General features: G+C 49.7%; 10 protein-coding genes. 5 read left to right on the top strand and 5 right to left on the bottom strand.

Translation table 11 applies throughout. The features are described 5' to 3' along the window. The first annotated feature begins 108 nt into the window (after positions 1–108). The 4 genes from guaA (at position 109) to KPL81_RS05460 (ending at position 5,410) form a co-directional block, all read left to right on the top strand. Positions 109–1,683: a glutamine-hydrolyzing GMP synthase gene (gene guaA / locus KPL81_RS05445; protein WP_219790980.1), complete on the top strand. Its 1,575-nt coding sequence runs from the start codon at positions 109–111 to the stop codon at positions 1,681–1,683. Between the two features lie 287 nt (positions 1,684–1,970). Further along, positions 1,971–3,101: a PIN-like domain-containing protein gene (locus tag KPL81_RS05450; protein ID WP_219790981.1), complete on the top strand. Its 1,131-nt coding sequence runs from the start codon at positions 1,971–1,973 to the stop codon at positions 3,099–3,101. Between the two features lie 49 nt (positions 3,102–3,150). After that, positions 3,151–4,434 (top strand): ATP-binding protein, encoded by a 1,284-nt coding sequence (locus KPL81_RS05455; RefSeq protein ID WP_219790982.1) that lies wholly within the window; start codon positions 3,151–3,153, stop codon positions 4,432–4,434. Then, entirely contained in the window at positions 4,427–5,410 is a 984-nt protein-coding gene (locus KPL81_RS05460; protein ID WP_219790983.1) for an O-methyltransferase, read from the top strand. The genes KPL81_RS05455 and KPL81_RS05460 overlap by 8 nt, the downstream gene beginning before the upstream one ends. Before the next feature lie 158 nt (positions 5,411–5,568). On the opposite strand, the gene KPL81_RS05465 is transcribed toward KPL81_RS05460, so the two are convergent. The 5 genes from KPL81_RS05465 to KPL81_RS05485 all read right to left on the bottom strand — a co-directional run bounded on the left by KPL81_RS05465 (position 5,569) and on the right by KPL81_RS05485 (position 12,062). After that, a complete protein-coding gene (locus KPL81_RS05465; RefSeq protein WP_219790984.1) occupies positions 5,569–5,934 on the bottom strand; it encodes a DndE family protein in 366 nt (121 codons plus the stop codon). Beyond that, positions 5,935–7,929, bottom strand: a complete 1,995-nt coding sequence (gene dndD, locus KPL81_RS05470; protein WP_219790985.1) for a DNA sulfur modification protein DndD — start codon at positions 7,927–7,929, stop codon at positions 5,935–5,937. It abuts the gene before it with no gap. Beyond that, entirely contained in the window at positions 7,929–9,449 is a 1,521-nt protein-coding gene (gene dndC, locus KPL81_RS05475) for a DNA phosphorothioation system sulfurtransferase DndC (RefSeq protein ID WP_219790986.1), read from the bottom strand. The genes dndD and dndC overlap by 1 nt, the downstream gene beginning before the upstream one ends. Next, positions 9,449–10,525, bottom strand: coding sequence for a DNA sulfur modification protein DndB (dndB, locus tag KPL81_RS05480; RefSeq protein WP_219790987.1), 1,077 nt, complete (start codon positions 10,523–10,525; stop codon positions 9,449–9,451). The genes dndC and dndB overlap by 1 nt, the downstream gene beginning before the upstream one ends. 295 nt (positions 10,526–10,820) lie before the next feature. Next, a complete protein-coding gene (locus KPL81_RS05485) occupies positions 10,821–12,062 on the bottom strand; it encodes an NAD(P)/FAD-dependent oxidoreductase (RefSeq protein ID WP_219790988.1) in 1,242 nt (413 codons plus the stop codon). Between the two features lie 318 nt (positions 12,063–12,380). Between KPL81_RS05485 and KPL81_RS05490 the strand changes: the two genes are divergently transcribed. After that, entirely contained in the window at positions 12,381–13,238 is an 858-nt protein-coding gene (locus tag KPL81_RS05490) for a TIGR01458 family HAD-type hydrolase (RefSeq protein WP_219790989.1), read from the top strand. Positions 13,239–13,319 lie beyond the last annotated feature (81 nt).

The raw sequence follows: 13,319 nt of genomic DNA on the forward strand, positions 1-13,319 counted from the left end.
ACTCCGCTGCTTTCGGCCGTTTTCGCCTAGCCTGACGCTCAGCCAGCGACGCCGCTTGTTCGTGCCACGCCTTGCCCGCCGCCATACGTTGCCAGTAGAGACGACCCGATGACCGACATTCACGCCCACAAGATCCTAATCCTCGACTTCGGTTCCCAGTACACCCAGCTGATCGCCCGCCGCGTGCGCGAGATCGGCGTGTACTCCGAAGTGCGTGCCTTCGACATTACCGAGGAAGAGATCCGCGAATACGCCCCCAACGGCATCATCCTCTCCGGCGGCCCGGAATCCACCGTGGCGGCCGGCTCGCCCCGCGCGCCGGAGTGCGTGTTCGAGATGGGCCTGCCGGTGCTGGGTATCTGCTACGGCATGCAGACCATGGCGGTGCAGCTCGGCGGCGAGGTGGAAGGCTCCAACAAGCAGGAGTTCGGCTACGCCCAGGTCAAGATCGACGGCAGCGACGACCTGTTCCGCGACATCAAGGACCACGTCGACCACGACGGCAAGGCGCTGCTCGACGTGTGGATGAGCCACGGCGACAAGGTCGCCCGGGTGCCCGACACCTTTGCCGTGACCGCCTCCACCCCGAGCTGCCCCATCGCCGCGATGAGCTGGCCGGAGAAGCATTTCTACGCCGTGCAGTTCCACCCCGAGGTGACCCACACCCTGCAAGGCATGCGCATCCTCGAACACTTCGTGGTGGGCATCTGTGGTGCCGAGAAGCTGTGGACCCCGGCGCGCATCATCGAAGACCAGATCGCCCGCGTGCGCGACCAGGTGGGCGACCGCCACGTGCTGCTCGGCCTCTCCGGCGGCGTGGATTCCTCGGTGGTGGCGGCGCTCTTGCACCGCGCCATCGGCGACCAGCTCACCTGCGTGTTCGTGGATAACGGCCTGCTGCGCAAGAACGAAGGCGACCAGGTGATGGAAACCTTCGCCCAGCACATGGGCGTGAAGGTGATCCGCGTGGACGCCGAGGAACTGTTCCTCTCCAAGCTGAAAGGCGAGAACGACCCGGAAGCCAAGCGCAAGATCATCGGCAACACCTTCATCGACGTATTCGATGAAGAGGCCAGCAAGATCGAAGGCGTCGACTTCCTCGCCCAGGGTACCATCTACCCCGACGTGATCGAATCCGCCGCCAGCAAGACCGGCAAGGCCCACGTGATCAAGTCGCACCACAACGTCGGCGGCCTGCCCGAGACCATGAAGCTGCAGCTGGTGGAACCGCTGCGCGAACTGTTCAAGGACGAAGTGCGCAAGCTCGGCCTGGAACTCGGCCTGCCCTACGACATGGTGTACCGCCATCCCTTCCCGGGGCCGGGCCTGGGCGTGCGCATTCTCGGCGAAGTGAAGAAGGAGTACGCCGACATCCTGCGCGAAGCCGACGCCATCTTCATCGAGGAACTGCACAACGCCGACTGGTACCACAAGACCAGCCAGGCCTTCGCCGTGTTCCTGCCGGTCAAGTCCGTCGGCGTGGTCGGCGACGGCCGCCGCTACGAATGGGTCATCGCCCTGCGCGCCGTGGAAACCATCGACTTCATGACCGCACGCTGGGCTCACCTGCCGTATGAGCTGTTGGAGAAAGTCTCCAACCGCATCATCAACGAGATCCGCGGCGTCTCCCGCGTGACGTACGACGTCAGCAGCAAGCCGCCCGCGACGATCGAGTGGGAGTGAGGCACGCCTAGGCAGAACGCCTGACACGGCTAAGCTGACCAAGATCAAGGGCCTACCAAAGGGTAGGCCCTTTTTCTTTGCAATTCATTACAGGGTTTTGTTTACTCAGGTTAAGGTTGCCGAGACGACCGCCGATAGAACAGGTAGGTACAACGCAGACAGGGCTGTCGCAGGGAAAGGATGTCATCCCCGGGCGGTAGCGTGACCTTAGTTACGAATTATTATACTTCGATGCCTCGTAACTACCCAGCCTATCGGTACAATATAAATGAAAAGAACGGATAATTATGAACGAGGATTTTACTGCTTACCATTCTTTGAGTGAGTCCGATCTGGTAAGATTCATTAAAAGCGCCACATTATCGCTAGATACTAATTTTATACTCAACTTGTTTAGGTTTGAGAAAAAGCACAGAGATGCTCTACTTTCTTTGTTTTCTGTGGAAGAAATAAATGACCGAATTTTAATTACGCATCACGCCGCTTTAGAGTTCTATGAAAATTTAGAAGATGTGGCAAGCGAACCGTTGACAAAGTTCGACGACGTGGTAAAGATTATCAGAGGATTTAAAAAGGAAAACTTTAACCTCAATTCCGAGGGAAAGGAAAAAAGTATATATTCAGGGCTTTATGGAAAAATATCAAAGGAGTTAGATAGGTTAATTCGCGAAGTTGAGCTTGAGAAGAAAGCCATTAAATCCTCGTTCAACAAGCGAGAAATATTGCAAGAAATCGAAAAAATATTTAAGGGGAAGGTTGGCAATTCCTTCGAATTTAATGAAATAAGGTCGTTAGTAAAAAAATGCTTAGAGAGATATGAGAGCAAAATTCCACCTGGCTATGGTAAAGATGAAAATAAGCCAGGGGCATATAGTTTTTGCGGTGAAACGTTGCCAAAAAAATGCGGAGACTTTTTTATTTGGGAGCAAATGCTTAGGGATGCCGAAGCCAAAGGAAGATCCGTATTATTCATATCTGATGACGAGAAAAGCGATTGGATTAAAAAAAGCAAGCAGGGGCCGCTACCTAGACCAGAACTTCGCATCGAAGCGAGAAACAGAACGGGTAATGACTTTTATATAGTTAATACGAAACGTTTTCTGTCATTGGCTAGTAAAGCTTATCACATAGGGATTAAAGCAAGTCAAGTTAATGAAATTGGCGAGATCGCTAAGCGTCAAGGTAATTGGAAGGATGAGGTCTATAATGCCATGAGACAGCTTGGGGGCGAAGCTAATTTGAAGGAAGTATATGACAAAGTGAATGAAAATCGAGAAGGAAATGTACCTGCTTCTTTTGAATCGATAGTTAGAAAAGCAATATACCATTATGCGCCAGAGACAGATATTTATTTGCATAAAGAAAAATTGTATGAGCAAGTGTCTTCTGGTCGTTGGAAAATAAGACAAACAGTGTAGAAATTAGTTTTATAAAAGGAACATCCACCAGTCGCGATAAGGAAGAAGTATGGAAAAGGTTAAAGCTACCCCTACTAAAGAATTTTTTATAAGCATGTTAACAAGGGATGTTCCTTTAGATAGAGCTGTATTAGATCTAGTTGATAATAGCATAGATGCCGCATACCTAGCAGGCGATATAAAAAATAAAACAATAGATATCGCGATAAATCGAGATGAGTTCTGCATTACGGATAATTGCGGTGGTATGGATAAAGAAGTTGCAATTAATTATGCATTTAAATTTGGGCGATCAAAGTCAGATGCAAGAGATACACCAAATTCAGTAGGTCAATTTGGTGTGGGGATGAAAAGAACACTTTTTAAAATAGGACGACAATTTAGCGTAAAGTCATCCCACCCAAATGGATCTTTTATTATAGACGTAGATGTTGATAAATGGCTTGAAGAGCCGGATGATTGGGATTTTTCATTAGTACCTACGGAAACAGAAGATGCTCATGGAACAAGCATTAAAGTTACACAGCTATTGGAAGGCGTCTCACAGAATTTTTCAACAGAGTTATTTGTTAAGCAGATATTAAACGACATAGAGAAGGCTCATTTCAAAGCTATCAGAAAAGGCGTTGTTATTAAAGTTAATGGTTCAAAAGCGGGAAAGTACGATATAAGCTTTAAGGCATCAGAATTTTTGCAGCCCATATGCATTGTAAAAGAGTATAATGGGGTTGAATATAAAATAATAGCAGGGGTTTCCGAGCGAATACTTGAAGATGGCGGATGGTATATCATTTGTAACGGTCGTCTAATTGAGTATGCGAACAATAATACTAAAACAGGGTGGGGGCAAGCAGGGATACGGAAATATCATCCGGATTACGCTTATTTTAGAGGTGTTGTCGAATTCAATGCAGCTGAGTCCGAGCTTTTGCCATGGACTACAACCAAAACAGGCGTGGATGTCGACAACAGTGTTTATAGGAAAGCACTGAACGACATGAAAGCAGCTATGAAAGAAGTTATGTCTTTTCTGAACAAAAGACAAAAAGAAGATGAAGATTTTAAAAATGAATTAATCGAACATAAGCCTCTGAATGATGCGCTTGATAGCGCACAGATTGTCGGGTTTGAAGAGGTTAAAATTAATCATTCAATGGTCACGCCCAATACAGCAATAAGGCAGCCTGATCCAGACCCTTCAGTTAGTGTGCAATATAGGGTAAAAAAGAAACGAATTGATAGGCTTAAAGAAGCACTGGGTTTAGACACCAATAAGGATGTCGGTGTGCATACATTTGAGTATGTGTTTGAGCAAGAGGTGGGCGATGAGTAAAAGCGGTGATAAAATTAATTATATGCTTCGCCCAGCTAAAAGTATTGAACGGAAATTAATCAAAGACTCATTGACTGGGGTGGTGCAAAACTTCGGGCAAGAAAAATATAAGTACATTGGATTCGGGTCAAAGTATTTTGCAGATTTTCTATACTTTCATAGACATCTGCATATTAATGAAATGATAAGCATAGAGGTCGATTCCAGCAATTCAAAAGTGTACGAATTTAACAAGCCATTTTCCTGTGTGGAACTGAAATTTGGACATTCCAACGATATCCTTCCTGAACTTGATTTGAGTTGCCCAGTTATAGTTTGGCTAGATTATGATGGTGTTTTTGACAGGACCATTACAGAGGACATAGTAAACTTGTTTTCAAGATGTTCTTCTGGCTCCGTGATTATCGTTAGTTATAATTCTAGACCATTCAAGATTGGTGAGCTACAAGCAGAATTTGATTCCAGCAGTACAAAAGGCTTAATCCAGCGAGCGCTCTCTCAAAGGGTTGGCGAAGAAGCAATTCCATATCAGTTTAATGAAAAAGGGTTGGGAAAATGGGAAGCCTTCTCTAAATTAATAAAAAAAATAGCTGATAACCATATTCATAAGGCTATCGGAGATAGAAACGTAGGGGAGCAAGATCCATTTAAATACCAGCAAATGTTCTATTTCGATTATAAAGATGGCGTGGAAATGTCAACGATAGGTGGAATTGTTTATAAAAATAGCGATGAAGATAAATGGTTGTCAAGCTGTTCCCATAAATACTCTTTCGTGAGAGCGCACGATGAAAGGTGTTTGATTGAAATCCCAGCATTAACATCAAAGGAAGCAAGAGAATTGTTAGCACATACGCCCATAGACAGTGATAAAATAAGAAATTTAAAGAGGGGCGGGGTTTTCAAGGAAAAAGATATAATGAAGTTTAACGAATTTTATAAATATTATCCGAGCTATTCAGAGATTGAGCTATGACTATATATTTTTCGTTAGACGCTGATGTTTGCCGCTAGCTACGGGCTAGCGGACTTTCCAGCCCTATGGGGATGAGCGAGAGGCATATGACGCCACATTGTTTATAACCATAGAGCTATTTTAATTTGCGAGGTCAGTCTCTTGTCTGACGCACGAACTTAAGAAGTTTTATCAAGTAAGTTTTTCATTTCATATAGTGACTGAATGTGCCCTAGTTTATGTAATCCGCTGTCGATTAAAAATTGAATTACTTGTTCTATATTATCAGGTTTGAGATCTTGCTCTGTGCAGAATTGATGAACCAATGTTTCATAAAGTTTTTCATGCTCGCCAAATAAGACATCTCGATTAATGATGTGTGTTTGCGTAGGGTGGGCTGCGTTGATAGAAGCTAATCGAGTATCTCTTAGTGCTAAGTTAATAGAAATGCGTGCGATCACATTTGGAGTAAGGCGCGTCTTGGTTTGGACGTGCTGCAAACGGTCCCAGGTTTTTTTGCTAAGGCGGATGCGGCTAGGAAACATTTATTTCGCCTCACTCACTTTCCAGAAGTAACCTTCTTTCACGCTAGTGGCACCGGCCTGCGGCTTATACTGCAATTGGTAGGCTCTAGCGATATGTGGCATAAGCTCTTCGTAGAAATTTTTATCAACCTCAGTATCAGTTGAGAGAATAATCATTTGGTGACTCGCCGTAGGAAAGTATGCTTTAACAAGTTTGCTCCGGTGCTTTGAATCGAGGCGCCCGAGTGGAGTGTCGACGATCATGGGAAGTTGTCGACCTGAAGTTTTTGCAAGCGCTTCAAGGATCGAAATTGCAAAAATTTGCTTTTCGCCGGCCGAAAGTTCATCTTTTCCAATTCGTCGTCCCTCTGGGGTTAGCAAATCGACAACGAAAGTATTCGGGTTGATTTTGATATGAAGGGCCATATCTTCTTTTCGTACTAGCTTGGAAAAGCACTTTATAAATTGGTTCTCAAGTTCATGAATTTTCAATTTTGCTGTATAATTGACATAATCTGTTAGCAAGCCACTGGTGTTGCCGATGTATTTAAACAAACGCTGCTTATCGCTATTCTTAGCTGCTTCTTCATAGAGTTTATCCAGCTGTCGTGCAGCTTCTACAGCTTTATTGGCTGCAACACGCCCTAGGCGTCTGATTTCTTCCAATTTGGCTTCCAGCTTGCCACACTGCTGTTGTTGAGTCAGTAAGTTCTCGATATCGGTAGCAATTAGTGAGTCCTCTGGGGCGCGTGCTAGTGCCGCCCCTAGCTCATCTAGATGGGTTTCAACGCGCTCAAGCTGATTAAATAATTGACTTGCTTCATTCTTCTGTCGCCGCGCATCACTGATAGTCGAAAAGACTAGGCCAGCCTGTGAAGGGGTCAGGTCATGCGTTGGCGGGTTGGAACTGCTGTCGAGAGCGCTTTGACAAAGTGCAGCAAGCTCTTTTTCCACAAGGCGCTGTGTTTTTTCATCCAGCTTCCCTTTTAAATTTTCCGTTGCTTTGACAAAGAATAGTTCCAACGCTTCATTAGCATGTAGGGTGCTCTGTGTGTGCAAATCTTTCTCAATCTGTTGCTCAACACGCACACAAAACTTTTCTGCCAAGGCAATTGGGGCGGCGTCGGAAAGCAGTGCTATCAGGCGAGATGACAATATCTCTCGCTCAGAGAGAAGCTGATCGCGCTGCTCTTCAAGTTGTTTACGGGTGGCCGCGAAATGGCCGCCGCGTTCGTTAATAGTTTCTTGAAGCTGGGTTACGCGTGTCTCGGCTTCAGCCCGTGCAGCACTCACCGTGTTAAGTTGTTGCCGTAATTCTTCGATGGTCTTACAGCATTCGTCTAGAGTTGCTTTTTGAACAGTAATCTTGTCTTGTATATCTTTTTCGGAGGAGTTTTTAGCGAGTTTTCGCTTCAGAACAGTCAAGTCTCCAGAAAGACGTTCAACTATATCCAGTCCAAGCAATTTCTTTATAGACTGCTCTAATATTTCTCCGCCTTTTCTTTCAGCAAGCTCAGCGATCTTTTCCCCGTCGAAGAAAAATAAATCAGAAACGCCGATTGGTATTAGTTCATTCAAAAAAACTTGAGCTTGCTCTTTGCTCAGCCCCTTTATAGTCTGGCCGTCTTCAAAAATAGTCAGCGACTCGCTAACACTTTTTCCTTTCCGCTCCCAAGCTCTCTTGACGTTATATTCATACGTCACACCAAGTTTGGAATATGTGAATGTCAATTCTATTGAAGCAGTTTCAGAGGGGCTTGTGCCTTTTCGCGGGGCATGGATAGCATCGAGCAGGAATGCTTCATAACGCTTTTGAGATATGTTATTTCCAAGTGAATGGCGTCCATAAAGAGCCAAGCGAATACCCAATAAAATGCTAGTTTTACCTGCACCGTTTAGCCCACCAAAAAGAATGATCGGACAATTATGGTTAGCATTTTTTCGTGGCGAAAGTTCGAAGTGATTTTTTCCTTCGAAAACGCGAAAATCAGTTAATATTAAATCTTTAATAAGCATTACTGGAAAAACTCGGCAAATTCTTTTTGGATTTCTTCAGCGTGAGATTTTCCTCGCTTACGAAATGACTCATTTCTCTCGTTAACCACTTCGAGTGTTTCCCAATCTCGTTGAAGGATGGACTCTAACTTATCCAAAATTCCTCTCCGACTGCCTAAGCCAGAAACTTGCAACTCAGCCTCAAGTAATTTTCTGACTAAAGCTACTGGTACTCCATACGTCTCGCACAGCTCTGCCAGTATACTGGAATCAGCTTTAGTGAAGGCGCCAGCATCATCTTCGACCCAAGAGAGATCTTCACCATAAACAGCACGGTAAATGGATGGTAGAGAATCTTCCCAATCTGGTTCGTTGGGGTCTCTTAGCCATTCTCTACGTATTACGTGAAGTTCGGGCCGGGTGATGAGCTCAATTTCTCTTCCGGCATCGTTTATTTCTTTTTCGATTTCAAGTAGCTCTTTCAGAAATTCTTTTCGCTTGGAAAGCCAATAGGGACCGGGAATGTGACGGACCTCTTTAATATTATCATCCTTAATATCGCCTGAATTGTACGACACACGACCTGTCCGACGCCGAAAATTGCGGTATTCTTCGGCATTGTCAGGTTGCCGTGATGCATAAAGCTTATTGCGAAATTTTAGCAGTGGCTCCATCCAGGCCGCACCAGACTCAATTAGCCCATGGAGGGCCTTATCTTCTGTCACAACTGTACATGTCCAGCAGCCAAAACGACTATTCCCACAAGAAGGTGTGCTTTTATCGATCACTAATGGACATTCACCTTGGTTTGAGCCTTTATACAGCTCAAAAAGCATTCGATTTGAACCTCCCCAAGGGCAGGGTGCGCTCATCAAATACATCCAGACATCATCTGCCGACCAGCTTTCAATCGGCATATAAGTATACGCGTTGGGAAGCGAGCTATGCCTGCTCAGTGCGGTGCCGTCGATTTTATGCTTGGCAATAACTTGCGCTCTGGAGGCGCTCTCTTGACTACGGGAGCCCAATACCACGATAGTTTCCCCATACTGAGCAACAGTGTCTAGGATGAACGTACTGACCGGGTCAATTTTCATCCTCTCAGTACACCATCTGAATGTTTGATTGGGTGCTGGATAGCCACGGCCAATCAGGTTGACCCAGAAGGTCTGATCCGTTTTGGGTTCAACGCTATGGGCGCTGAGAGGCAGCTGTTCGTGCACAGCTGCTTCGTTTATCGCCACAAGTGTTCGCTGAATCATGTCAACGACTACAGGGGTTTCAACTAATGTGTCGGATGAAACGACGTAAATATGCTTTTTCCGAAGCTTAGGAGGGAGTTCGATCAGTGCGGTATAAACTAAAGAAAGTACGCAGGTCGAGTCCTTGCCGCCGCTGAAGCCAATAATCCAAGGGCGGTCATCGGAAGTGTAGATGCGCTGTATCTCTCCGACTAAATCCACTAGAGGCCGGCCAGCTACCACTGCTTCTTTGATCAGGGAGGTGTGATCAGCATAGATAAACTGCTCTTTCGCTGACATTACTTTAACGCCTTTTCATATTCGTGTTCGCTGTCTGTTAACGCGATGCCTAGTTGTTGCTTGACATAATTTCCTGTTAACACAACGCTGGCACGGGCTTTGCTGATACGCCCGTGATGCATGGCACGACCTTCCCACTCATTATTAGCACGTGACCAATCAATGTGCTGGAGCCTTTCTAGGATATTTTTCCATTGGGGCTTAGGTTTGTAAAGAAGTTCTGCGCCGATATTTCCTATAGCTTGTAGCATGACGCCATGAGCATGAACGTACTGCTCTCTTAATTCGCTAGTTGCGACTTTTTTTTCCAGAGCAAGCTGCCAGTCGGCCATGTTGGCTGCAACGCTATTCCAGAAGTCTATGGCAAGTTCTTGCTCTTCTTTAGTGATAAGGTCGCCCTTGCGCTTCTGTAAAAGGGTTTTGGTTGCGTTTTTAATCGCGGAAAGAGTAAAGAGCTTGCTGCTGCGGTTCGATATGCTTGATTTTTCCATCTCGGTGAGCCTGGAAAATACAGTAACTTGGTTGGCTACATTGCGTGCCATCTCTGCTATAGCATCGCGGTGATCATAAAGTGTGCTTATGGAATCACTTGGTCGAACAGCATGTTTGTTCAAGTCGGCAAACATTTGCTGGCTGCGTTTCAGGCCGGCGTCAATAAAAAATAATACTGGTATGTTGTCATAGCCAAGCTCGGGGTTTTGCTCTATTGCTTGTATGATGGCTTCCCTGCGGTGTTGGCCGTCGTTAATTAGAATCTTGGCGTCCATTGGTATTGAGAGTAGCCCTAAATTTTGCCCTAGCCCCGTATCAGTGCTTGGTTCAAATGTAACTTGGGCGTCAATGGATGCTGTAATTGCAGATAAGGTGTAGTTAGTTGGGTTTTCTACCAGATAGCTTGCTATTTCTGGAACGCGTGTTCGGTTGAGCGTACGCTGAGCTCGTAACTCGGGTGGTACCTCTTGGCTGTCAAAAATAAAAATTTTTGGAACCAGGCGCATGGGGCACATAGCAACATAGCAGGGTCTGCCTGATTGAACGCCCCTCGCCGCTGGGAAAGTATGTGAAAAATCGACCATGCGCTGCCACCCAAATGGAAGTCAAAATCAGCTGGAAGTGAAAGTAGCAAGAAAAAAACTTCCATGTCAATGCGGAAAGGCTCCAGAGCAGTACTGGAGTAGGCGGCAGCGGCAAGGAGATAAGCGGGCGATCCGGCCGTATGGCAGTTGCTCCCCCGCTAGAGCCTCTGTAGCAGCATCTGCTCAGTGCATTGATGACTAAGGGAATCGTGATCCCTGCGCCGAGTCCAACCATTGCGGGAATCTACATAAAGCGGGCGCCTCAAGGGCGCCTGTTTTCGTTATGGCATTGCCTTCAAAAGCGATCGACGCGGAACGGTGCCATATCCACCGCGGGTGTTTCGCCATCCATCATCTGGGCGAGCAGTTCGCCGGTGGCCGGGCCCAGGGTGAAGCCCTGATGGCCGTGGCCGAAGGCGAGCCACAGCCCTTCCTTGTTGGGGGCGGGCCCGATCACCGGCTTCATGTCGGGCAGGCAGGGGCGGGCGCCTTTCCAGGGCTGGCTGTCGCGACGCTTGCCCAGCGGGAACAGCTTGCGTGCCACCTTCTCGGCGGCGGCCAGTTGCTTGTACTGGGGCGGCGATTCCAGGTCGGCCAGCTCGGCGCCGGTGGTCAGGCGAATGCCGGCGCGCATCGGTTCGAGCAGGAAGCCTTTCTCGGCGTCCATCACCCAGTGGTTGAGCTTGGCTTCGCCTTCGGCGGAGTAGTGCATGTGGTAGCCGCGCTTCACGAACAGCGGCACTTTCATGCCCAGCCTGCCCAGCAGCTCTCCGGCCCAGGGGCCCAGGGCCACTACCACCTCTTCTGCCTCCAGGGGGCCTTCGCTGGTATCGACTTGCCAGCCACCCTCGACCTGGCGCACGTCCTCGACGCTGGCCTTCATCACCTGGCCGCCCTGTTCGGCAAAGCTGCGGGCGTAGGCCTGCACCAGGCCGCCCGGGTCCGAGACCATCCAGGGCTGCGTCCAGTGGATCGCTCCGACCAGCCCCTTGCCCAGATGCGGCTCCTTGGCATAGAGCGCCTCGGCGTCCAGCACCTCATACTCCACCCCGAAGCGCTCGTGGTTCTCCTGGGCTTCTTTCTGGCGCTCCTCCAACTCCTTTTGGGTGCGGTAAAGCTCCAGCCAGCCGCCCTTGCGCACCAGCGCCTCGGCGCCGGCAGCCTCGATCATCGGGGCGTGGGCATCCTGGCAGCGCATGATCAGCGATGCCCACTCGTTCACGATGCGCTCGTAGCGCTTACCGCTCGAGTTCAGCCAGTAGTCCAGCAGCGGGCCCGCGGCGCTCAGCATGCCGCTGGGACGGTAGCGGATGTCCACCTGGCGGTTGGGCACCACTCGCAGCAGGGTGGCGACATCACGGGGGAAGGCGTAGGGACGCACTGCCTCGCGCTGGATGATGCCGGCATTGCCGAAGGAGGTCTCGAGACCCGGCTCGCGGCGGTCCACCAGCGTGACGTCATGACCGCGACGCACCAGATGCCAGGCCACGGATACGCCGACCATGCCGGCACCAAGAACGATGATTTTGCGGGCCATGAAAGTCTCCCTGCCGATGGAAAATGGAAGGCTCCGCCGCGGGGCAGAGCCTGTCATGGGCGGAGTTTATCAGCACTTCCCAGAAAATCGGCCACCTGCTGAAAATTAAGATTATCGCTCTATATTTTTAATAGAAGGCGGAATCTTTATCCATCAATAGAGTGGTTAATGGAATTATTTTCGTATCCGGCTCCTGGCCCTGCGTTGGACACCGGCCAGGCAGCGAGCCGCTGGCCACCGAGTGCCTTCCGTTCCCGCGCGACTGACCGGAGCGGCGCCGCCAGCGTGGATGGACGGCGCTGCAAGGACTAGCCTCAATTGCTGAAGGCGGTCTTGCTCGACATCAGCGGCGTGCTGAGCGAGGACGGCGAGGCCCTGCCCGGCGCCGTGGAGGCGGTGGCGCGGCTGCAGTCCAGCGGCCTGGCGCTGCGCTTTTTGACCAACACTTCGCGCAAGACCTCGGCCGCGGTGCGTGACGAGCTGCAGCGACTGGGCTTCGCCCCGGCGCCCGAGCAGGTGTTCACCGCACCGGGGGCTATCCGTCGCTATCTCGAGCGTAGCGGGCTTCGTCCCTACCTGCTGATCCATGAGCGGCTCGAGCCCGAGTTTGCCGGCCTGCCCTGCGAAAAGCCCAATGCGGTGGTGCTCGGCGATGCCGAGCAGCGCCTGGACTATGCCCACCTCGACGAGGCCTTCCAGCTGCTGCTGGAGGGAGCGCCGTTGCTTGCCGTGGGCACCAACCGCTACTTTCGCCAGTCGGGCACCCTGCACCTGGACGCGGGGCCCTTCGTGCGCGCTTTGGAATATGCCGCCGGCATCGAGGCCAAGGTGCTGGGAAAACCCGCGAGCGATTTCTTCCATGCCGTGCTCGACGACATCGGGGTGGCGCCCGGCGAGGCGCTGATGGTGGGTGATGACGTGGAGTGCGATGTGATCGCCGCCATGGAGCTCGGCTTGCAGGCGTGCCTGATTCGCTCAGGCAAGTATTGCGGGGGGATGAGGCGCGGGCGCCGCAGGCACGCTGCGAGGCGAGCCTGGCCGAGCTGGTCGATACGTTGCTGGAGGCGCGCTAGGCGTGGCTGCCACCTCTCCAACAGCACTTGCTCCAGGTATGATTCCAATGTCTCGCAGCGTGGTAGTTACCGCTCGGTAATTTTCATGGCGATGAAGACTTGAGCGGAGGAGCAAATTACCGATCGTTAACTTTTTCAAGGTCACGCTGGCACGGTAACGTTGGGGCTCGGGAGGCTGCGCTGG

Origin of the sequence: Billgrantia antri (assembly GCF_019430905.1) — a bacterium.
In the GTDB taxonomy this organism is placed as follows: domain Bacteria; phylum Pseudomonadota; class Gammaproteobacteria; order Pseudomonadales; family Halomonadaceae; genus Halomonas; species Halomonas antri.